Source organism: Shewanella atlantica, from assembly GCF_003966265.1.
Lineage (GTDB): Bacteria > Pseudomonadota > Gammaproteobacteria > Enterobacterales > Shewanellaceae > Shewanella > Shewanella atlantica.
Genome location: NZ_RXNV01000001.1, coordinates 1129592 through 1152569, shown reverse-complemented (window position 1 = coordinate 1152569; position 22978 = coordinate 1129592). Strand labels below are relative to the sequence as shown.

The following is a 22978-nucleotide window of genomic DNA, read 5'->3' as shown; positions in this document are numbered from 1 at the left end:
TTTATTGATTCAACAGTATTAAGTCCAGGAAATAATAATGACAAAAACATGGATAACCTCAGCTCTTATGGCGGTGCCTATGCTTCTATCCCCCCAAGTTATTGCAAGCCCGAATCAGCTATCTCAAGCTGAAGTCAATCAAGGCATAGTCAGCGGTGATATGCTGGAAACACTCTCGAAAGCGGGTAAGAACACACTGTCAATCGAGCGTATGTATGCCTCACCAGCCTTAACGGGGACGAGTCCCCGAGGGTTAATATTATCTCCCGATGGCAAAAGAGTGACCTATTTAGCCGGGCGCAAGGATAATCAGCATTTTTATGACTTATGGCAGATGAATGTCGAGTCCGGCAAGCAATCTATCTTGCTCGATGCCGATAAGTTAACTATAGGCGAGCTCTCCGATGAGGAGAAGGCAAGGCGTGAGCGACAACGACTTTACGGCCAGGGTATCATGGAATATTTTTGGTCCGATGATAGTCAGGCAATATTAATTCCAGCATCCGGGGTCCTATATTACTACTCTCTGAGCGATAACAAGGTGACACTCCTGCCTACTGGAGAGGGGTTTGCTACCGACGCTCGTCTATCTCCAAAAGGGAAGTATGTCTCCTTCGTACGTGATCAAAACCTCTATGTTTTATCCTTGAAAGATATGACTGTGACGGCTATGACAACAGACGGCGGCGGCCCGATTAAGAACGCCATGGCTGAGTTCGTTGCTCAGGAAGAGATGGACAGAATGACCGGCTATTGGTGGTCGCCGGATGAGAGTGCAATTGCCTATACCCGAATCGACGAGTCCGATGTTGAGCTGGTTACGCGTAACGAAATCTATGCCGATGGCATCAAGCTCACCGAGCAACGCTACCCCTATGCCGGCAAGAATAACGTCAAAATTTCATTGGCCGTGATTAAACTGGCTGACAAAAAAGTTAGTTGGGTAGAACTTGGAAAAGAGCAAGATATATATCTGCCCAGGGTGAAATGGTTACCCGACAGTAAGCGGCTCTCATACCAATGGCAGAGCCGTAACCAGCAGGTGCTGGATCTTCGAGTCGTAGATATCGAGCAAACAGATAAGTCTAAAAACCTGGTCGAAGAGCGAAGTGATGCCTGGGTAAACCTCAACAATGATCTTCACTTCTTGAAGCTGCAGGAGAGCTTTATCTGGGCATCAGAACGTGATGGTTTCAACCATCTTTATCTCATCAGTTTAGATGGCGAGGTAAAGAAACAGCTGACTTCGGGTGACTGGGTTGTTGATACGGTTGAGTTTATCGACGAGAAAGCTGGTTGGATCTATTTCACCGGCCGTAAAGATACAGCCGTTGAACAACACCTTTATCGTGTAGCGCTAACGGGCGGTGAAATTGAAGGAGTCAGTCAACGCCGGGGTATGCACTCACCGGTTTTTGCCGAGAAGGAGGCTGTATATCTGGATTATTTCAGCTCTTTAGTGCAGCCACCCCAAGTCAGTTTACACGGCGATAAGGGTCAGCATCTTGCCTGGGTTGAACAGAATAAGTTGGATTCGACTCACCCACTCAATGAGTATCTGGGATTGTGGCAAGTACCTGAGTTCGGGCTGGTTGAGGCCGAGGATGGTCAATCACTTCAGTATCGCCTGTTTAAACCAATAAACTTCAGCAAAGATAACAAGTACCCTGTGGTCGTGCGAGTCTATGGCGGTCCTCATGCTCAGCTGGTTGTGAACAGTTGGAGCGAACATGATTACTTTACTCAGTATTTGCTTCAACAAGGTTTTATGGTATTTCAACTCGATAATCGTGGTTCAGCACATCGCGGCACCCGATTTGAGCATGTGATCTATAAACACCTGGGAGAGGCGGAAGTTAACGACCAAAAAGCCGGTGTGGACTTTTTAAGAACACTGCCATATGTAGATGGTGATAATATCGCGCTTTATGGACATAGCTACGGTGGCTACATGGCCCTGATGGGGTTATTTAAGGCTCCGGATTATTTTAAGGCGGCCATCTCCGGTGCGCCGGTGACTGACTGGGCGCTTTATGACACCCATTATACCGAGCGCTACCTTGGACATCCCGAAAAGAATGCTAAAGGTTATGAAGCCAGTAGTGTCCTTCCCTATGTGAAGAACTATCAATCGGGTTTGTTGATGTACCACGGTATGGCAGATGATAACGTGCTTTTCGAGAACAGTACTAAGGTTTATAAGGCGCTGCAGGATGAAGGTAAGTTGTTTCAGATGATCGATTATCCGGGCTCGAAGCACTCGATGCGTGGTGAAAAAGTCAGAACACACCTGTATCGCTCACTGGCAAACTTTCTGGAAAGAGAGTTGAAGTAGAAGGAGTCAATGGGTTCTAGGCTCTAGAACCCTGGACGCTCACTACGTGAGCTAATTGACATCAGCGTTGCTGGCTGTAGAACCAAAGATGACACTCACTAAGTGAGTTAATTGATGCGAGCATTGCTGGCTGTAGAATCTAAGATGACACTCACTGCGTGAGTTAATCGGTGTCAGCGTTGCTGGCTATAGGAAAGGATTGTGTCGAATGGTTGTGTAGCTTTGTCTTTTCCGATTAAAGCGTAGCCGTCCGCGAAGCGATAGGCCGAAGGCTGTCGTCTCTGCTTTTCGAACTTTCATCAATTTTTCAGACACAAAGAAGATTTTATACCGTCCATGGTAAATCTTCATAAATGTTCCAGACATAAAGCCAATTTACTGCCATCCCTGGCAAATTGGCATAAGTGTTCCGGACACAAAAAAGCCAGTCGTAAGACTGGCTTTTTTTATTGAATAGCAAGATAAGCGCTAGCTTTATGCTTTTCCTTTTATGCTTCTTCTAAGTTACCGCAGAAACGATAACCTTCACCGTGGATCGTTGCGATGATTTCTGGCGTATCAGGTAAGCTTTCGAAGTGCTTACGGATACGACGAATAGTAACATCGACAGTACGGTCATGTGGCTTAAGCTCGCGGCCAGTCATCTTCATCAGAAGGTCTGCACGGCTTAGGATCTTACCTGGGTTCTCAACGAAGTGCAGCATAGCGCGGAATTCACTACGTGGCAGCTTGTAAGATTCACCCTGTGGGCTAACTAAAGAGCGGCTGTTAATCTCAAGGCTCCAACCGTTGAAGCGATAGTACTCAACGGCACTCTTCTCTTCAGACTCGGCACCAGTACTGTTAACGCGAGTCAACAGGTTACGTGCACGAATAGTCAGCTCACGTGGGTTGAATAGCTTAGTGATGTAATCATCAGCACCAATCTCCAGACCCAAAATTTTATCAACTTCATTGTCACGACCCGTAAGGAAGATCAGACCAATGTTATTGATTTCACGAAGTTCACGTGCTAACAAAAGACCGTTTTTACCAGGAAGGTTGATATCCATAACAACCAAATTGATTTTGTTTTCCTGCATGGCTTTATGCATTTCTGCGCCATCATTGGCTTCAGTTACCACATATCCTTCTGCCTCGAAAATACTTCTTAGCGTGTTCCGGGTAACTGCTTCATCTTCAACGATCAGAATGTGCGGGTTTTGCATATTAATTTACCTAATTTGTTCAAATCTGTTCTAACCATGAGCGCGGACTATCTTGGCGATAATAACGCTCGAACTTGTCATGTTGACTATTTACTGTCTGGTATAGGTGCTTTCAAAACTGGCCTGAAACAGCAACACGCTTCCATGATTAGTAAAGTATGTGTATCTCAATAAATGTAACGCGAGCTGTATCCACTTCGATTAACAATAGCGGAAATTAGTTCCCCTAGAATTAAATTTATTTGAAGTTAAGATGTGAAACTCAATTCAGTTCACATTTTATACAGAAATCTGGCTAACTCTTTGTTCACTGTCAGATCTATTTGTAACAAAAAGCTTCTTACCTTTTAGCGATGGTAAGCGAATCAACAGAGACTATTGTACTCGTTTTAGGCATTTGTTAACAAATGAAATGTTAACAAAATTACCTGTGGATATGATCTAAGTCACATGTGGGTTTGTAAGGTGCTGATTTTACTAGTAACGCAAAAATAATGGAGCGTGATCTGCGTCACGCGACTGGGAAGATATATTGGATTTGCTATAATCTTCTGAATCAAATTGGGGAACATGATCCAGATGAGTGAGTCAAACAGCCAGTGGCAATGCTATCAAGAAGCCGAGTTTCTTTTTACACAAGCATTATCCTCTGAACTTACATTTGCAATAATTACCGCACATAACCCAAAAGGCCAGCTTCTCTCAGCCAGTCAAAACCGTCTTCTCGACAGACAGCTTCAATTCGAAATTCAGCAATTGCATAGACCCTATCGTGCCATGATTGGTGCCTCCGCCGATCGTTGTCACATGGAGAAGAGTTGGGCTGTTTCGATAGATAAGGCATCTGCAATACGACTCGGTTGTCAATTCAATCAAAATGCGATCTACTTCGTTGAACACGATAATCTTCAACTGATCCCCTGCCTTTTATCTGAGAGTGAGCGGAAAGAGGTGGAGATCGGTCCATTCTCTTCCCGGGTGCGTTTGGTTAACGAGTTACCTGACTTTGATTGAAGGTTAAAGAGAGCTTCGGATATCGGCAAATATACCTGAGTAGAAGGCGGTTCTTTCTTTCTTTACTACTTTGACATCTTTATTGATTGACTTAATTGGTCAAAATTTGATAATTTTTAACCTCCTTCTTCTGACACTCAATAAAGTGCTCGGGATTAGGTACAGAAGAGGAGCGTTAACTAGGTAGTAAGTTTGAAGAGGCCAAACTCTGATGACGACTTATGAGGGAGATTAGCGCCGAGATATTGGTATGTTTGGATTAATACAATATCGGTCGTTCGGGCTGAATCCCATCGATTGTCACCTGTTTATTGGTGGAGAGCTTCTGGTGATGATCGTCATTTCCCCTCTTTGGGGTGCGTAATCTTTGCACCAGGCTCTTCGAACGAATGATGTTCGGAGCGTAATCATGTTAATTTTATATCCTTGCTTGTCTGGCCTGAGTCTACTTTCTGTGGAGGCCGTGTAATGTCCCTTATTGTTGCTAAGTTTGGTGGAACCTCTGTCGCAGATTATCCTGCGATGAGTCGCTGTGCCGATATTATTCTTGCAAACCCTGATACTCGTGTTGTCGTCGTCAGCGCATCCAGTGGCGTTACCAACCTTCTTGTTGAGTTGACCCAAGAGCAAACTACCGATGAGCGTAGCATGCAGCTCATTAAGAAAATTGCTCATATTCAATATCAAATTCTCGACGCTTTGGGCAGTCCTCAAGATGTTGCCGCAAGATTAGATACTGTACTTAGCCGTATCTCATCGCTCAGTGAGGAACTCAGTCGTAACAGAAACAAAGCGACAATGGATGAGTTACTCGCTCAAGGTGAGCAGTGTTCATCGGCTCTGTTTGCTGCGGTACTCAGAGAGAAAGGAGAGGCGGCCAGCGCATTCGATGTCCGTCAGGTGATGCGAACAGATAGTCACTTCGGGCGGGCAGAACCTCAAATTGAGCTAGTTGCCGACCTCGCCGGTAAGCATTTAGCCCCACTATTAAGCTCGCAGCGTATCGTGACGCAAGGCTTTATAGGCGCTGATGAAAATGGCAGTACGACAACATTAGGTCGTGGTGGCAGTGATTATTCAGCGGCATTATTGGCAGAGGCTCTAAAAGCGACAGCTGTGGAAATTTGGACCGATGTGGCGGGGATCTACACGACCGACCCCCGACTGGCACCTAATGCCAGCCCCATTGCTGAAATCAGCTTTAATGAGGCCGCAGAAATGGCAACCTTTGGTGCAAAGGTGTTGCACCCCGCGACAATTTTACCAGCCGTAAGGCAGAAAATTCAGGTGTTCGTCGGTTCAAGCCGTGAACCTGAAAGAGGCGGCACCTGGATCCGCCATCAAGTTGAAGACGAGCCGGTTTACAGGGCCGTAGCGGTTCGTCGTGATCAAACATTACTCAACCTCCACAGCCTGCAGATGCTTCATGCTCAGGGTTTTTTGGCTGAAACATTCGCCACTCTGGCAAGACACAAGATCAGTGTCGATCTGATCACGACCTCTGAGGTGAATGTCTCCTTGACGTTAGATAAGACGGGCTCAGATTCGGCTGGAAATGGTCTGTTGAGTGAAGCTCTATTGCAAGAGTTGTCACAACATTGCCGCGTTCGAGTCGAAGATGATTTGGCATTAGTGGCCATTGTAGGTAATAAGATTGCTTCTACCCCAGGTGTTTGTCGCCGGGTGTTTGAAGTGTTAGAGCCCCATAATGTCCGCATGATCTGTCAGGGGGCCAGCCCGCATAACCTCTGTGTGCTAGTGTCAGAATCTGAAGCAGCTCAAGTTGTGAGTGCGCTTCATAAGAACCTATTCGAACAATAGTTTCCAGAGCACTTGTTTCGAACCTGTGTTTCGAGAGTAATTGCGTCGAAAATTAAAGTTTTGAGCCATTGGTTATAGAGAATATAGTTGTTAAAGGATAAATAATGAGCGTTAGCCAATCGTCGCTTAAGATAGGTGAATTAGCTACAGGCCAAGATCTTACGGTTCCCATATTCAGTTTAAAGGCTGAAATAGCAACGGCACCGAGCGTTTATATTCAAGCGAATGTTCACGGCGCTGAGGTGCAGGGGAATGCCGTTATTTATCAGCTGATGCAGCTGTTGAAAGGGTATACCTTATGTGGAGATATTACACTTGTCCCTTTGGCGAACCCTCTGGGTATCAATCAAAAGAGCGGCGAATTTACCTTAGGTCGTTTCGATCCTATTACAGGTGTGAATTGGAATAGGGAGTATCTGGATCATAAGCTGGATATTGCCGCCTGGTATGAAGCGCACCGTCAGTTCAGTGACAAAGAGATCTTTGTTCGTTTCAGACAGATGCTGGTGGAGAGTTGTCATCAGCGCCTGTCCGATGGGTGGGGAGTGACTTCCGGGCATAGGCAGGCCGTTAGTCTGCAGTTGATGGCACATCAGGCTGATATAGTGTTAGATCTGCACACAGGGCCTAAGTCGTGCAAACACCTCTATTGTCCTGAATATGATACCAAGGCTGCGTCACTTTTCTCTATACCCTATACCTTACTTATTCCCAACGAGTTTGGTGGCGCCATGGACGAATCTGTTTTTTGTCCTTGGTGGCAGTTAACTGACTATATGAACTCGATTGGTCGGGGATGTAAGGTACCGGTGTCAGCTTTTACTCTGGAGTTGGGGCCTCAGGAGTACATTAATCTCGAGGATGCCCTTGTCGATGCTAAAGGGATTTTAGCTTATCTGAGTTCCCGAGGTGTTATCGCCCAAAAAGTTGAGCCTCAAAAAATGCTACGCTATGCCTGTTATCTTAAAAATTATAAGAAATACCACGCCCCCATGGGAGGAATGGTGGAGTATCTGGCAAAGTTGGGTGAGCCCCTTGAGGCTGGAAGCCCGCTGGCAAATATTCTTCGTCTGGATCTTTATGGCAGTGAGCGGGTGTTGACCCCACTGTGTCTGAGCCTGGATTGTGTTCCGATTTTACATTTTGCCTCAGCATCTGTTTATCAGGGAACTGAGTTGTATAAGGTGATGACGCAAGTGTTTGAGATTTGATTAAATATCTTCTCGAGAAGACACTAGTCTTCTACAAATGTTACGATTATGTTTACGTTGACTATACTGACAAAACATAGGTGATATTATGAAAAAAGCGATGTTGAGTACCTTACTAATACTTACAGCTTCGTGTTCGAGTGATAAAATCAATTATGCAAATACAGCAAAAAGCACGCCTATGGGAACGAGTGTTTCGACGATTAATACTGAGCAACAAGAGGCTATTAGCAGAACTAAGAAGTCCGGAGCGGTTAAAGATAGTCTGACTTTTTCTAAAACATATAGCTATAGATTAAATGATATGAAATTTACCTCTAATGCTGATGTTTTAATAAAGGGTAGTCCTGTTTCTAGTCTTATTATGTCTGAAGGTGGAGTCTTGAAAGGGAGTTTTGTTATTATAACAACGAAAGAAGCAGGTCAGTTATCTTCTGATTATCGAGTCAATAAAATTGCTAAAAATACCTACCGATTAACACCTTTAAAAGCTCAAGCAAACTTATATGCACTGTATTTAAATTTACTCAATAATGATAATTTCTCACGAGTCGAAATCGAGATCGATTATAGCCCTTTAGATAACACTGAAAAATATTAGTTGTAGTTGGCAAATAGAATTAAAAAAGCCATAACGTTGTTATGGCTTTTTTGGTGTAGATTTAATTGCTGTCTATATTACACCTTCATACTACTTACGGCGACGGAAAGCTGCAAATGGCACAAGTAATAGAGATAACCAACCTAAAGAACCCCCACTGCTACTTGTCTCGACCTTAGGCACTGCTGCAAAACTTACTTTAACAGAGCTAGTCACATTAGAAGTACCATCATTTACCGTTACGGTAAAGTTCATCGCCTGCTTAGGATCGAGCTTAGGAGTAACGAAGTTGGCTTCTTTTGTATTGGCCCCAGTAATTGTTACGGCTGGACCCGAGTCCTGCACCCATGAGTAAGTTAAAGTATCATCCGCGTTTGGATCAATCGCTGTAGCTGATAATGTAACCACATCTCCTTCTTTAACAAGTGTTGCACTTGCTTTAGCTTTGACTGTTGGAAGACGGTTTTCACAAGCATTCACATCGCCGGCAATTTGCTCATTGAAGACATTTGACGTTATATTGCTGAAGGTTACATTATCAACAATCCAACCGAACGAATTCGTATTGGTATCAGTTACGATACGGAAGCGGAATTGTACTTGGTTACCATTTAACGAAGTGCCAAAGTTAACTGATTCAGTTTCACCTGGCCACGCAATGTCACCGGTAAATGCTTCTCTTCCAGGAAGGAGATTTGCGAGTTCACCAGCATAACCTGCACCACTAAAGTATCCACCCATTTCTGTGACGTCAACCCAGTCTCCACCGTTGACGCGGATCTCAACGACACCACCATCATAGGCTTCTTCGATTTCATAGTACTGGAACCAACTAACACTGAAATCGCCACCATAGCCAACGGTGAAAGGCTTGGTTTCATATGCAACATCTGATGCAAAGCCATTGTTAGCAATATATAGATATTGAGTATCCACTGGGAAGTAATCAGCATAACGACCATCTAGTGAAGCCGTGTTATTAGCTAGTTCACCGCCACTTAAAACAACTTCTTGGAAGTCCACTAAACCAGAGTAATCTTCCATATCACTTGTTGACATGTTCGCGTCAATATCTTTGCTAGCGAAGTCCATATTAACAACTGTTGAAAGAGTGTAATCACTTGCTTTCACTTCTTCATCTAACTCAGGAAATGAAAGCTCGAAAGTGACTTCATCAGCGATACCTGCTTCGTTAAGCGTAAACTCAATTGGAGAGCTTGTTGCTTCGCCAAATAGTGGTACAGCTGAGAAGGATATTTTACCTTCGTTAGCAAATGTCACATCGTGGCCACTCGTGACTTTTATCTCTGCCTCAATACTTTCGAAGGCTTCGCTTCCTTTATTAGCTACGGTAAAAGATACTGTACCTGTTTCGCCTTTATCCAAGATGCCATCTTTCGAGCAATAACCAACCGTCATCCCTTCGTAATCAGTATCAATAGAATGATCCGATACAGTGAATGTCGCTAGTTTGGTTTCATAAGACTCAACAACACCAGCATGCTTGGTATCGAAACGCTCAGGAGACACAGCGCCAAGTCCCATACCTCGGCGAGCAAAAGCAGCCAGCATGAGATCGTAATCTTTAATGTCATTTGCGTAAGCTGCAGCAAGAATTGCGTCACGAGCCTCTGTATAAGTTGGCGCTATAGGCGTCATTTTATATCCAGCAACAAGGTAATCCATCATTAAGCTGCGGGCTTCTTCAAATGAATGACGCTCATCGTTAATCAATGCTGCGTAGCTATCCCATAGCATTGCTGCCCATGGCTCACCAGCATCATGTACTTCAGCATTACCATAACGGTCAGCGCCTGTACCATTTCCTAGTTCAACGTTTGCAAATGTCAGTGGGTTGACAGTCATATCGGTACTGTAGGGGTAATTACGAATACCTGTATAGAAAGAGCCAACGTAAGATACTGCTGCATAGGCTTTCTGGAACAGTTCGTTACCTTCAAGCTTGGCATCATCAGCTTCAGAAACTAATAGTAATGCGTGGAAGTCACCCCAACCTTCACCCATAGAGCGACCCTGTTGGTTGATTAAACCTGAAGAGTTACCGACCAGGCGATTAGAGATATAATGTCCCCACTCATGAGCAACGATAGCATTGTCCCAAGAGCTGGCTTTATACGGCTTCTGGTTGAACATCGATACAGATACATCTTCACCAGCATCGAGTAGAGCGTAGATTTGAGCACCATCATTTAGAGATAGACCCATGCTTGGGATCTTAACTGAATCGTCACTACCTCCCATTGGGGCTGGCTCTGTCGTACCGGAGTTATTAGCAATCAGTACAGCAATAGCGCCAGCATCTTGAGCGTGTTTCACTTTTTGTGTGAATGCACAAGCACCACGATCTATTATTGCAATGTTACCTGCTATTGCAGCTGCATTTGATGTCGCCTCACAACCATCTGTAACAGGATCTGTTGCATCGTCAATACGAACTACTGAGCCTGAAACCTCAAATTGGCCTTGGCCAAAGCTAGAACGTTGAGTTGATTCAAGTAGCCCTACCGAATTGTCTGATGTAACTGTTACACCAAAATGCTCACCAACAATTGCGTCTTTGCTGTCCCATAGGTACATCTGCATACGTGGTGAATAACCATCAGCAGGCGTGCTCATGTTGGCATTGTTAAAGCCTGAGTTATCTTGAACTTCTGCACGTAGTGCATCGCCTTCAACACCACCACGATCGTAGTTTAATGCCTGTGCGTTACCAGCGGCTTCGTCGAAACCATGGTCGTAGAAAGTATCATGCAAGTAGTTATTGATATAGAAAAGGTTAACAATTGCCGCTTTGCGGTTGCCGACAGAGCTTTCAGGCTCAGAAGTGCTGTACTTATAATCGAACGTATTGGCACTAGTGACTTCTGCGGTGAAGTCGCCATTAGTAAATCCGTCAGGAGCTATTGCATCAACATAAGCATTAACGTTATTACCTGAAGTGATGGTTGCGTCTTCAGCAAGCCAAGCGTCTTTAGTGCTAATTGGACCATGTGTCATGGTTACCATTGGTGCTTCAAGGTATTCAGTAGAGTCAACCTGATCGGCACTTGTTGCCGGAATTACGTTTCCATGAGGGCTATCCCAAGGCACACCTGTTTCATCTGCATAAACTCGATAGTCAAATGCAGAGTCTTCAGAGGTTAGGTTATGTTTAAAGAGAACTTCACTTGTGTTGGCATCAATAACGAAACTATAAAACTCAGAATCGACACTTTCTTCATTTGATACTTCTAGTTCGACATAGTGTGCGGCAACAAGCTTACCTTTCTTTTCGAAATAAACTTGCTTAGCTCGAGGCTCGCCTACGATCTGCTTTGAACCTGAAGCGTTTGAGCTCAAGAATGATTGGTACTTGTTTGATTTAGTTTCTTTTGATGTGAGCGTTACAGAAGTTCCGCCCATCTCAGAAAATGCCGCACTGACCGCAACGGCACTATCACCAAAATTTTCTTGGATTGCACTAATGCTCCTGTTTTGATTGGAAACATTAGCGAACTTTCCTGATGAAGCAACTAAATTGAACTCACGGTCCATCATGATATTTACTTCATGATTAAAGACTTCAACACCATTAACTTCTTGGCTATATTTGGCGACAGTTGCTCCACGACCATTATCATGCATGTTCGAAAGGACTGCTTTAGATGAGCCTTTATTTGCAGTGGAAATACCGGTAATTTTATTTAGGTAATAATCAGCGGCGGTGGCGACTTTATATTTTTGCTCAAGTGCACCTAAAGCCGGAGCCAATTGTCCTTTTTTTGCCCACTGAAAAGTAGCTTGACCAGTTTTTGTATCGAACTGGTCATACATGCCACTAACGCTAGTTGTAGGGCTTGTTAGATTGGTTTGTTGCATCACAGCATGAGGGAGCTGACTGATGGTTGTATTGCTTGCTGATGCAGCAATAGAGTATGTAGCCGATGAAATTAGCGCGGCGGTGACTGCTATAGATACTTTTGTTTTCACAACTTCATTCCTTGTCAATAATTTGCCTTAGGTACATATCCGTGAGGCAACTGTAATGGTTTACTTATTATCTGTTTCCTCTCTGTTTCAAGAGGTAGGAAGTGTTTGTAACACAAACGTATCTAAATGTTAACTTTTGCAACCAAAAAAGTTATTGAACGTAACTTTTTTGGTCGTACTATCTGAGGGAGGAAAGTGGGGCGAATGACAAGTTTGTTAAGGTTTTACGGCCCTGATGATAGGGTTTTGCAGGCTAATTAAGGTTTCTGTCGATTGAATTTCGTCAATTGACTGAATTCGGTTGATTAACACATGCTGTAACCCATCGATGGATTGACACATAACCTTAACAAATACACTGTAGTTACCGGTTGTGTAATAAGCTTCAACGACCTCTTCCAGCGCATTGAGTTTAGATATTGCGGCAGGGTAATCGCCTGCGCTTTTTAAATTTATGCCGATAAAACAGCAGACATCATAGCCTAGTGCTTTAGGGTTAACGGTGATTTGCGCGCCGGTAATGATCCCTGCCTGTTTCATTTTTTCAACACGAACATGGATCGTACCTGCACTGACATTAAATCGCTTTGCCAGCTCGGCGAATGGCGTTCTGGCTTCTTGCATCAGCGCCGATAGGATCTGGTTATCGAGCTTATCTCTTTGAAATGATGTTTCCATGGTGAAATGCTTATTTTTGCAATGATTGTCAGTTAATTTACGCTTTTAGGTTTTGAATTTCCATTAAATGTTCATATCTGATGATAGATGTTTGATTCGGTGGAAGGGATTAGTTAGGGAGAAGGAGAAGAGAAGGAGGGCCAAAATCTTAGATGATTTGGCCACGTGAATGAGACAAACTACTGTTCTGATTCTGCCTTAACGAAAGGCGTGTCACAGTTAAATGTCATCTCCTCACCAGAATATGGCTGTTTAATGGTTAACTCTTGGGCGTGCAGTAACAGTCGAGTGGCTAATCGTTTTGCTAACGGATCTGCATAGAAATTATCGCCAAGTATGGGATGTCCTATTGCCATCATGTGCACACGTAGTTGATGTGAGCGACCCGTAATAGGTGTCAGCTTTACTAATGTCGATCGTTTCGCTCTGCTTATTACTTCAAAGTGTGTCAGTGAAGCTTTACCTACTTCATGATCTACTTTTTGTCTTGGGCGGTTAGGCCAGTCACAGATGAGAGGGAGATCGACGCTACCATTATCCGCTTTCACATGACCGGCGACACGCGCATAGTAAGTCTTTTTCGTTTCTCTATCTCGAAATTGCCGTTTTAACTCCCGCTCTGCACTTTTTCTCAAAGCAACAACGATAACACCCGATGTCGCCATATCTAATCGATGAACTATCTGTGCGTTAGGGTGTTCGGCTAGTACCCGGGTAAAGATGCTATCACTATGAGCCGGATCACGACCGGGAACGGATAACAAGCCTGAGGGTTTATTGACAACCAAGATATCTTTATCTTGATAGATCACCTCTAGCCAGGGAGAAGTGGGTGGTGAGTATACGAAGTCAGACATTAAAAGGACCTAGGTATGAATGCGAGGCAAAGATACCTGCAAGGGGGACGGGGAAGCAAGTGAAAACGGCCTTTTATAATAAAATATTTCAGTTGCTGATTGGGAGTTTTAGAGCTCAATGGTTATAAAGCTATGATTTAAGAAAAACCGCTGCCATTAACGTGCATCAATGAGAAGGTCCAGACAACAAATGATAGTGAGAGGTGAATAAAGGCGTAAACGGCTTGATCGAGTCTTTCCATCCCTTTCGCTTGCCAGATTAATTGGGCGTGAAGCAGCGCAATAATAGGAAAGAGGATAAACAGGGGGTAGAAGGCGATACTGCTACTGTCACCGAAGATTAAACGACTCAAGAGCGCCCAGATAACCATAAATCCGGTGATTAAGGGAGGGGCTGCTTGTCTATATTGTTCTGGATATGGAAACATATTCATCCTTGTGACGTTGTGAGCCATAAGCTTAAGAAGCAATCCCTTTACTTTGTATATCTTCTCAGTGGGTTATAGCTTTTAGCTTATTGGCTTGCGAGCAATTAACTGCGCTTTAAAGCTCTGCTTGTTATTGGTACTTACTTCTCCTTCAAAGTAATGCAGACAGTCCCATTTATCAAACTTTGATCTTAGTTCGAGAGGTTTTAAGAGAAAGTCAGGGTTTCTGGGGCGGCCGATCTCCGCCTGCTTCTCGGTAAATGTCTCATAGAAAATTAAACCTCCAGGCTTAACCGCTTCTCTGATTTGTGAGAATAGTGGTCTGTGCAGATAATTAAAAACAAGCACGATATCAAACTGCTCTTGGGGCAGATGGGGGGCGGTGCCATCTTCTAAGTCCCATTCCAGGTAGCTATGTTTACATGAACGGGAACTAAGATCATCCAGTGACTTGTCGATATAGGTGACCCTGTGCTCTCTTTGAGCGAACCAAAGGCCATTTCTCCCATTACCACATGCGAGGTCTAAGACCTCTCCTGAAAGGGAGGGAAGATCGACAGGTGCAAAGTGGGTGATTAACTCGGCGGCCGTTTCAGGCTCAACCTTTAACTTCTTTTCTTGCATCGATTCTTCGTCCATGAATAACTGAAAAGTGGCGTAAACCAGCGGGGCCGTGAGATACCACAACGGAGAGGAGCAGGACTGTAATTAACAGTTCCGGTTTAAGATGCGAAAAGGGAATAAAAAGAGCCAGTAACCCAAGTTTTACCAGTGTGAGCACCCCTTTTAGCTGTATCAGCCAGCGCCAATCTCTGACAATCTCCCATAGCATAAGCAGTGAACCGGTCGTCATGGCCATACACCAGTAAAAGATCCACTCGGTTTGAGCAACACCAAGAAGAATACCACCACCGGCACCTGTGATCCCAAGAATATGAAATGCCCTAAGGCTGGTTTTACCAATTCTTTGAAACCAAAACTGTTTTTCAGATAGCTTAGATTTTTTCATGATAGAGGAGAGATAATGCTAAGTTTTAGAAGAAAGTGGAGCAAGCTTATCAGGAATTTATCGCCTGTGAAGGTCAACTTCAGCGGATTTAGAAAATAATCTTCACAATAAAAGAAATTACTGACAGGTTGAGAATCAAGGTTAAAATTTGATATTGCTTGCACACTCAGGATAAAAAAGCGTACATACTAGCAGATTAGGTGAAATTAGTGGGTGGGGGAAAAGAGATGAAAATAGGATTTTTCAGTGCTAAGCACTATGACATAGAGCACTTCGATAGAACCAATGAGGCTTTCGGTGCTGAGATCGAGTATTTCGATTATCGTCTGTGTATGAAATCGGTCAAACTCGCACACGGTTTCGAAGCCATTTGTGCATTTGTAAACGACTCACTCTGTGAAGAGGTGTTAGTCGAACTTGCCAAGAATGGCACTAAAATAATAGCGATGCGCTGTGCCGGCTTCAACAATGTCGATTTAGATGCCGCCAAAAGGTTAGGGATAAGAGTCGTGAATGTGCCAGCTTACTCTCCGGAGTCTGTGGCAGAACACACGATTGCCCTTATGCTCACTCTGAATCGTAAAGTTCATAAGGCATATCAACGAACCCGGGATGCGAACTTCTCATTAGAAGGCTTAGTCGGCTTTAATATGCATAATCGCACGGTGGGAGTGATAGGCACTGGAAAAATCGGTTTAGCCACGATCAAGGTTTTACAAGGTTTCGGCTGTAAAGTGCTGGCTCATGACCCTTTTCCTAATCAGGCCGTGATCGATATGGGTGTCGATTATGTGTCGCTCGATGAGATATACCCGAATTGTGACATTATTAGCCTTCATTGCCCTCTGACTCCGGATAATCATCATCTTTTATGCAAAGAAAGTTTCGAAAAAATGAAGCCGGGTGTGATGGTGATAAATACCAGTCGCGGTGGGTTACTCAATGCATTCGATGCCATGGAAGCCCTTAAATCTGGTCAGTTAGGTTCACTTGGCTTAGATGTTTATGAAAATGAAAAAGAACTTTTCTTCGAAGATAAATCCAATGAGATCATTCAAGATGATGTATTTAGAAGATTATCGGCTTGCCATAATGTGATTTTCACCGGTCACCAAGCCTTTCTGACTCACGAGGCATTAAGTTCGATTGCTTATACGAGCTTGATGAATGTGGAGCAGTTAGTTAAAGGGGAAGCGTGCCCGAACGAGCTGTTTTAAATTCAGCTTTGACTCATCGAATAGTTTTACCTGACATCTTGATATTTGGCTGATAGATTAATGATTAATCTATCAGCCGAGGGTTTAACATTATGATGGTTAGTCAAGAGCTCCACGATATTCCCACCGCTACCGGAACGATGCGTACCTATCTTTATCGTCCGAATGCAGAAGGGCAGTTTCCCACCATTATTTTCTATTCTGAGATATTCCAGCAGACAGCTCCAATCGCAAGAGCTGCCACTATACTGGCCGGTCATGGCTTTGTGGTGCTTGTTCCTGAAGTGTTTCATGAGTTGAACCCCATAGGCACCGTTTTAGCCTACGATGATGCAGGCAAAGATAAAGGCAATGCAGATAAGTTTGCCAAACCACTGGAGCATCATGACAGTGATACCGAGGCATTGGTTCACTTTGCGAGAAGCCTGGCTTTTTGTACCAGTTATGTCGGAAGTATGGGGGTCTGTATTGGTGGCCACTTAGCATATCGTGCAGCCATTAACCCGGATATCTCAGCGGCTTTCTGTCTTTATGCTACAGATGTTCATTCTAATACTATCCCTTGTGAAGAGGGCAATGACTCGCTTTCCCGAACTGAAGACATTCAGGGAGAGTTGACTATGGTGTGGGGGAAACAAGATCCCCATGTATCAAGCGAAGGGCGCAAGCTGGTGTATGCCAACCTTGAAAAAACAGACAAGAACTTCAGTTGGCTCGAGGTTAACGCGCAACACGCCTTTATGCGTGATGGTGAGGCTCGTTATGACCCCGCGCTTGCTATGCAGATGTATCAGGAGTCTGTTGCATTTTTCCATCGTCTGCTTAAGTAAGTTTCGCTCACTGTTTATGGAAGTATCGGAGCCAGATCATTGGTAATGCCGATGTCTCTGGGGGCTGTGGGTTTCTTTCATCGTCTGCTTAAGTAAGTTTCGCTCACTGTTTATGGGAGTATCGGAGCCAGATCATTGTTAATGCCAGATGTATCTGGGGGCTGTGGGATTCTTCCATCGTCTGCTTAAGCAGTTAAGCCACTTTTTCATAGAGAGTATTAATATATTTGATTAGGGCCACGCATGTGGCCCTAATCAAGATACTCCTATGCCTTTTCCGGGCAGGAATAACTGGCCAACTCATCGACACTGACTCTGGCGATAAATTCATTATCGAGATAGAAATCGACCTGTTCCCCTCGTTTATGTCCTGACATCTGTTGCTGACTGCCATCATCGAAGGTCAAAGTCATTACTAAAGTCTCTTCATCGGTTGCTTCCATGGTGGCATTGGTCAGCTTCACCTCTGGAAGTGGCGCTGTCGTGAGTTCTTTATTTAAATGTGAATTAACCTTAAAAATCGCTTCTACCGGCATATCAACAACCGCTGGAGAGCGTTTGGTGATGGGATTAGTGCCGGTCCAAAATTCGATGCTGTTGAAGATAAATAGATCTGCGGTTGCGGTTAAACCATAGACTGGGCTAAGCAAGACGAACAGTCCGGCTCTACCATAGCGGTTATCTACAGCGCTCAAATTTCCTTTTGTAAGCATAGCGCTGAGACCCATCTGTCCCATACAGCCTGTCAGTTGGCTGGTTAATAGGGCGGCGAGAGTGATCGAAATAAGGGATTTTTTCATCGTATTCCTGGTGTATGCGAGTCGTTGATGGGAAAGCGGCAAGATTGTAATGACAAAAATTAAAATGTGGGGGAGCTGGATCACAATGTCAGGTTGAGATTTGGTGTTGAATGCTGTGTTGTTTAGCGTGGCTGTTATCAAATCTGTTTTATTTAGTTTGTTATTGATGGATCCAGTGCTTTTATTCATCACTTTTGGCCATGTCGTTAACGCTTGTAGCTCTTCGTGAACCGTTAATTTTGACGAGTAGAGAGAGTCGGTAGCTTTGTTATTTAGCTGTTTTGGAGCATAATACACGCCGAATTTTTGGAGACCTCATGACAGATTTAGAAATACTTCACCAATGCGAAGATGAACATGGGCCTCTATTGGTCCTGGACGATAGACACATGCGTGTTCTCTCCTTTGGTGACAACGATGAGCAGAGTAAGCTCCTTAAGCTGGAACCCCATATTCCTCAGCATACATATCTGCAAGCCATGCTTTTAGTCCTGTTATTTATCAAGCCTAAGCGCGTGATTATTTTAGGCTTAGGTGGCGGTGGCTTGATCCATGCGCTTCGTCATTTCGATACCGGTATTAAAGTCACCGCGGTCGAGCTGAGGTCAAAAGTGATTGAGCTGGCTAAACGCTTTTTTCAATTACCGATTGGCAAGAAGTTCACCGTTATTCATCAAGATGCTGCACAGTTTCTTCAGGAAGGTGATCATAAAAAGGCCGATGTTATCTTTGCCGACATTTATGGTGCCGATGGTGTGGATGAGAGCCAGTTATCCGAAGCGTTCATCGAAAATTCGGCGTCATTGATAAAGTCCGACGGGTTTCTGGTGCTGAATTGTTGGAAGGAGCATAGCCAAAACCGTGTTTTGCTGAGCCTGCTACAGAAACATTTCTGCGAGGTTAGGGCCTGCTTGACTGGCGGCGGAAACTGGGTGGTGCTTGCGGGTAAGACTCAAAGGGAGATAAGCAGTAGTGGGTTAAAAACCAAGGCGCACAGTTTGTCACAGCAATTGGATTTTACCTTGGGACGCTCTTTGACACGCTTCGACATTTGGGAGTAGTTGAAGCGAAGTCGGCTTTTTAGTCATAAAGTGCATGTTTATGTCTGTTTATCCATCAAATTGCTCATCAGAATTGGTTGTTCTGAAAAAACGATTAGGATAATAGATTTTACTCGTTATATTTAATTAATGCTCTTGGTTATTATCTTCACATCGAAAACGAACTGACAAACAGGTACAGGGTCAGTTAAAAGAATTAATAACCTCTAACGGAGCTTTAAATGAATCAATCAATCATCAACACCGAAATCAAACCATTCTCAGCAACAGCGTTCCATAAAGGTGAGTTTGTACCGGTTACTGAACAAGACCTGTTAGGCAAGTGGTCAGTTGTTTTCTTCTACCCTGCTGACTTCACCTTTGTTTGTCCTACTGAGCTTGGCGACATGGCTGATCACTACGAGAAATTGCAGGCGATGGGTGTTGAAGTTTACTCAGTATCGACTGACACACATTTCACCCACAAAGCATGGCACGATGCTTCAGATACTATCAACAAGATCCAGTACCCAATGATCGGTGACCCAACGGGTGTTATCTCACGCAACTTCGGTGTGATGATTGAAGAAGATGGTTTAGCACTTCGCGGCACTTTCGTTATTAATCCTGAAGGTCAAATCAAAGTCAGTGAAGTTCATGACTTAGGGATAGGTCGTAGTGCTGCTGAACTTGTTCGTAAAATTCAAGCTGCTCAGTATGTTGCTACCCACGACGGTGAAGTTTGTCCTGCTGCATGGCAGCCTGGTGCAGAGACTCTTGCACCTTCTCTTGACCTCGTCGGTAAGATCTAAATAAACCTATAGCCGGTAGATATACCCAGTATATACCTCCAAACTACCGGCCACTTGAGTGACAGATTGACAGTCACTCAAGTGATGTTTCATCTCCAAACCGGCTCGGACAATCCCCCTGCTATGACCGAGCCAGTCATTATTAATATCCCATTTTATTCATTGATACTCATAGATATAGGTATCAATTTTTAGGAGTTATCATGTTAGATGCGAATCTAAAAAATCAACTGAACACCTATCTGCAAAACCTCAAGCGCCCAGTTGAACTTGTCGTGTCTGCAGATCACAGCCCTAAAGCGCAAGAGCTCAGGTCATTAGCCCGGGACATCGAGAGTCTGTCACCATTAGTTAGTATTTCCGAAACTGAAGGCAAACGTATGCCTTCGATGAAAGTGACTAATGCAGATAGCATGACCGATATTACGTTTGCCGGCCTGCCTATGGGGCACGAGTTTACCTCTCTGGTTTTAGCTTTGCTTCATACCGGCGGTCATCCACTAAAGCTGGATGATGCCACTATTGCGCAGATAAAGGCATTGCCGGGCGAATACCATTTTGAAACCTATGTATCTTTAAGTTGCCAGAACTGCCCGGATGTTGTGCAGGCACTCAATATGATGGCGGCGATTAATCCGAATATCACCAACGTGATGATCGATGGTTCTCTGTTCCAAACTGAGGTCTTTGAGCGGGATATCTTAGCCGTACCTTCTGTTTACCTAAATGGTGAACTCTTTGCTCAAGGGCGTATTAGCTTAGCTGAAATTTTAAATAAAATTGATACCGGAGCTGTAGCCCGTCAGGCAGAAGCGCTGGCGGAAAAAGAGCCTTTTGAAGTCTTAGTTGTTGGTGGAGGCCCGGCTGGCGCATCGGCGGCCATCTATGCGGCACGTAAAGGGTTGCGCACCGGGATCGTAGCCGATAAATTTGGTGGCCAGGTTGCTGAAACTGTAGGCATTGAAAACTTTATCTCAGTTAAGGCCACCGAAGGGCCTAAGCTGGTAGCCAATCTGGAAGCCCATGTTCATGAATATGATGTCGATATCATGGATAACCAGAGAGCGCTAAGCCTTAAGTCCGGTGAACTGTTCGAACTGGAGCTGGAGAATGGCGCCGTGTTAAGGAGTAAAACTGTACTTCTGGCGACGGGGGCAAGATGGCGTGAAATGAATGTGCCCGGTGAGCAGGAGTATCGTGGTAAAGGTGTGGCTTACTGTCCGCACTGCGATGGCCCGCTATTTAAGGGCAAACGTGTCGCGGTCATTGGTGGTGGTAACTCGGGCATCGAAGCGGCCATAGATCTGGCTAACATCGTTGAACATGTCACCGTGCTGGAGTTTGACACTAAATTAAGAGCCGATGAGGTCTTGCAGCGTAAAGCGGCGTCGATGGGTAACATCGAGATCATCACTCAGGCAATGACGACAGAAGTCATCGGTGATGGTAAGCGTGTTAACGGACTCAATTACACCGACAGAGCAACGGGGGCATCACATCATGTAGCTCTTGCCGGCATCTTCGTTCAAATTGGCCTGATACCCAACTCTGAATGGTTGAAGGGCACCATAGATTTAACCGCCAGAGGTGAGATCATGGTCGATGGAAAGGCTGAAACGTCAGTGCCGGGCATCTTTGCCGCAGGTGATGTGACTAACTCTGCCTTTAAGCAGATTATTATTGCCATGGGTAGTGGTGCAACTGCTTCCTTGGGAGCGTTCGATTACCTTATCAGGCATAGCGAACCAGAGCTTGAACAAGACGCAGCATAAAAATTAATATTATTTTTTTACTAAGCCAGCCGTCAGTGCTGGCTTTTTGTTCTACAGTTACCAGCTGAATAATAAGCAGGTTTGCTTGGCTGTTTTTTCTAAGCTGCTTATAATGAAGATATATTTGATTGAGAATTGAGTCGTTTAATCGGGGTGTAATATTTTTAGCTAATAAGGATGTAGCATTATTGTTATGGATCTCACTATTTCATCAATTGAGTCGCAGCTAAAAAAAGAGACCCACCATTATCTGGTCAAGGGGATGATGTGGGCAACACTAATATCACTCTTCCTCGTTGTTGTATTCTTAGCCAATATAAAAATGCACTCCACTCCTTTGCTCAGTCTGCATCAGGCAACCTTTTTCTTGGCCCCTATCGTGATCATTGCTTCGATTGGCACAGTGACGAGCCGGTTTTTCAAAGGCGTTGAAGTTTCAAACAGGGCGCTTTTCACCTATCTATTTATGTTAGAAGTTGCCTGGCTATTCTTAATTTGGAAATTGTTTGAAAATGGGGGGGAAATGTATGCTGAACATGCCGCTTTAATCGGGGTTGAGTCATTAATTGATGTGCTGGTGTTAACTTTCGCGATCGCATTGTTCCCCGATAGAAGAGTCATGTTGACGGCTGTACTGCCCCTGATGTTGATTAGTTTTTTTACCCGCTTAATAGAGGTGCCTGCCAACCCTCTGTTTCCGGCGACGAAGCTGTTTTGTTTCCTGGCGATATTGGTGACTGGTCAGAAAGTGCTGTATTCCTGGTTCAGGAAAGCGATCGTGCGGGATGTTGAAAAGCAGTATCTGTTAAAGCAATTCAGGAGAATGGCGCTGGTGGATGGTTTAACCAATATCAGCAATCGCCGTCATTTCGATGAGATATTGTCACAGGAGATCAGGGCTTCTGAAAGAAATAATCACCCACTATGCCTTATTCTTATCGATATCGATTACTTCAAGCGTCTCAACGATAGCTCCGGCCATCAGGTGGGAGATGAATGTCTGGTTGAGGTCGCTAAGGTGCTTGCCGGTATCTGTCATCGCCCGAGAGATCTCGCCGCCAGATATGGGGGGGAGGAGTTTGTACTGCTGCTTCCCGATACCGATTTGAATGGAGCTTGCCAGGTTGCTGAAAAGGTGAAGCTGAAGCTCGCGGAGGCTAAACTTATTCACCCCGACTCAGAGTTAGGCAGCTATATCACCGTCTCTCAAGGTGTATGTCAGTGCCGAGAGAGCATGAGTGCCGATGAATTTATCTCTGAAGCCGATAAGTTACTCTACAGCGCAAAATCAACGGGAAGGGACAGGTACATCGGAGGCTGACATAAAGGCTCCTATGTATCTCAACTGAGAGAGG

Annotated in this window: 19 protein-coding genes and 1 riboswitch; of the genes, 11 read left to right on the top strand and 8 right to left on the bottom strand. The window is 44.5% G+C overall.

Translation table 11 applies throughout. The features are described from left to right. Nucleotides 1-37: 37 nt before the first annotated feature. Nucleotides 38-2335: a S9 family peptidase gene (locus tag EKG39_RS04975; RefSeq protein ID WP_126504616.1), complete on the top strand. Its 2298-nt coding sequence runs from the start codon at nt 38-40 to the stop codon at nt 2333-2335. A gap of 488 nt (nt 2336-2823) precedes the next feature. On the opposite strand, the gene arcA is transcribed toward EKG39_RS04975, so the two are convergent. Continuing rightward, nucleotides 2824-3543: a two-component system response regulator ArcA gene (gene arcA, locus EKG39_RS04970; protein WP_126504615.1), complete on the bottom strand. Its 720-nt coding sequence runs from the start codon at nt 3541-3543 to the stop codon at nt 2824-2826. A 579-nt stretch (nt 3544-4122) separates the two neighbouring features. On the opposite strand from arcA, the gene EKG39_RS04965 reads away from it, so the two are divergent. The 4 genes from EKG39_RS04965 to EKG39_RS04950 all read left to right on the top strand — a co-directional run bounded on the left by EKG39_RS04965 (nt 4123) and on the right by EKG39_RS04950 (nt 8190). After that, nucleotides 4123-4557 (top strand): DUF3293 domain-containing protein, encoded by a 435-nt coding sequence (locus EKG39_RS04965; protein ID WP_126504614.1) that lies wholly within the window; start codon nt 4123-4125, stop codon nt 4555-4557. Nucleotides 4558-4714: 157 nt separating this feature from the next. After that, a riboswitch (Lysine riboswitch) is annotated at nt 4715-4890 on the top strand. A gap of 135 nt (nt 4891-5025) precedes the next feature. Next, nucleotides 5026-6378, top strand: a complete 1353-nt coding sequence (lysC, locus tag EKG39_RS04960) for a lysine-sensitive aspartokinase 3 (protein WP_126504613.1) — start codon at nt 5026-5028, stop codon at nt 6376-6378. 104 nt (nt 6379-6482) lie between these two features. Then, complete coding sequence (locus EKG39_RS04955; RefSeq protein ID WP_126504612.1) at nt 6483-7589, top strand: succinylglutamate desuccinylase/aspartoacylase family protein; 1107 nt, start codon at nt 6483-6485, stop codon at nt 7587-7589. Nucleotides 7590-7677: 88 nt separating this feature from the next. Beyond that, nucleotides 7678-8190: a hypothetical protein gene (locus EKG39_RS04950; RefSeq protein ID WP_126504611.1), complete on the top strand. Its 513-nt coding sequence runs from the start codon at nt 7678-7680 to the stop codon at nt 8188-8190. A gap of 90 nt (nt 8191-8280) precedes the next feature. Here EKG39_RS04950 and EKG39_RS04945 read toward each other — a convergent pair whose 3' ends face one another. From EKG39_RS04945 to EKG39_RS04920, 6 genes are all read right to left on the bottom strand, one after another. After that, the gene (locus tag EKG39_RS04945) at nt 8281-12180 is read right to left on the bottom strand and encodes a rhombosortase-dependent M36 family metallopeptidase (RefSeq protein WP_126504610.1); all 3900 of its coding nucleotides are present in this window, start codon (nt 12178-12180) and stop codon (nt 8281-8283) included. 216 nt (nt 12181-12396) lie between these two features. Then, nucleotides 12397-12858: a transcriptional regulator AsnC gene (gene asnC, locus EKG39_RS04940; protein WP_126504609.1), complete on the bottom strand. Its 462-nt coding sequence runs from the start codon at nt 12856-12858 to the stop codon at nt 12397-12399. A gap of 179 nt (nt 12859-13037) precedes the next feature. After that, entirely contained in the window at nt 13038-13715 is a 678-nt protein-coding gene (gene rluA, locus EKG39_RS04935; protein ID WP_126504608.1) for a bifunctional tRNA pseudouridine(32) synthase/23S rRNA pseudouridine(746) synthase RluA, read from the bottom strand. Nucleotides 13716-13852: 137 nt separating this feature from the next. Next, on the bottom strand, nt 13853-14143 hold the full coding sequence (locus tag EKG39_RS04930; RefSeq protein ID WP_126504607.1) for a hypothetical protein: 291 nt from the start codon (nt 14141-14143) through the stop codon (nt 13853-13855). A gap of 81 nt (nt 14144-14224) precedes the next feature. Continuing rightward, entirely contained in the window at nt 14225-14767 is a 543-nt protein-coding gene (locus EKG39_RS04925) for a class I SAM-dependent methyltransferase (protein WP_126504606.1), read from the bottom strand. Continuing rightward, entirely contained in the window at nt 14742-15152 is a 411-nt protein-coding gene (locus EKG39_RS04920) for a membrane protein (protein WP_012141171.1), read from the bottom strand. The genes EKG39_RS04925 and EKG39_RS04920 overlap by 26 nt, the downstream gene beginning before the upstream one ends. 227 nt (nt 15153-15379) lie before the next feature. On the opposite strand from EKG39_RS04920, the gene EKG39_RS04915 reads away from it, so the two are divergent. Then, nucleotides 15380-16369: a 2-hydroxyacid dehydrogenase gene (locus tag EKG39_RS04915; protein WP_126504605.1), complete on the top strand. Its 990-nt coding sequence runs from the start codon at nt 15380-15382 to the stop codon at nt 16367-16369. 92 nt (nt 16370-16461) lie between these two features. Beyond that, nucleotides 16462-17199 carry a dienelactone hydrolase family protein gene (locus EKG39_RS04910; protein ID WP_126504604.1) on the top strand — a complete coding sequence of 246 codons (738 nt, stop codon included), beginning with the start codon at nt 16462-16464 and terminating at the stop codon, nt 17197-17199. A 266-nt stretch (nt 17200-17465) separates the two neighbouring features. Here EKG39_RS04910 and EKG39_RS04905 read toward each other — a convergent pair whose 3' ends face one another. Continuing rightward, nucleotides 17466-17999, bottom strand: coding sequence for a DUF3332 domain-containing protein (locus EKG39_RS04905; protein ID WP_126504603.1), 534 nt, complete (start codon nt 17997-17999; stop codon nt 17466-17468). A gap of 317 nt (nt 18000-18316) precedes the next feature. On the opposite strand from EKG39_RS04905, the gene EKG39_RS04900 reads away from it, so the two are divergent. The 4 genes from EKG39_RS04900 (at nt 18317) to EKG39_RS04885 (ending at nt 22944) form a co-directional block, all read left to right on the top strand. Beyond that, the gene (locus EKG39_RS04900) at nt 18317-19060 is read left to right on the top strand and encodes a spermidine synthase (RefSeq protein ID WP_126504602.1); all 744 of its coding nucleotides are present in this window, start codon (nt 18317-18319) and stop codon (nt 19058-19060) included. A 221-nt stretch (nt 19061-19281) separates the two neighbouring features. After that, complete coding sequence (gene ahpC, locus EKG39_RS04895; protein ID WP_126504601.1) at nt 19282-19851, top strand: alkyl hydroperoxide reductase subunit C; 570 nt, start codon at nt 19282-19284, stop codon at nt 19849-19851. Nucleotides 19852-20054: 203 nt separating this feature from the next. Then, nucleotides 20055-21623, top strand: a complete 1569-nt coding sequence (ahpF, locus tag EKG39_RS04890) for an alkyl hydroperoxide reductase subunit F (RefSeq protein WP_126504600.1) — start codon at nt 20055-20057, stop codon at nt 21621-21623. Nucleotides 21624-21816: 193 nt separating this feature from the next. Further along, the gene (locus EKG39_RS04885) at nt 21817-22944 is read left to right on the top strand and encodes a GGDEF domain-containing protein (RefSeq protein ID WP_246028404.1); all 1128 of its coding nucleotides are present in this window, start codon (nt 21817-21819) and stop codon (nt 22942-22944) included. The last annotated feature ends 34 nt before the right edge of the window (nt 22945-22978 follow it).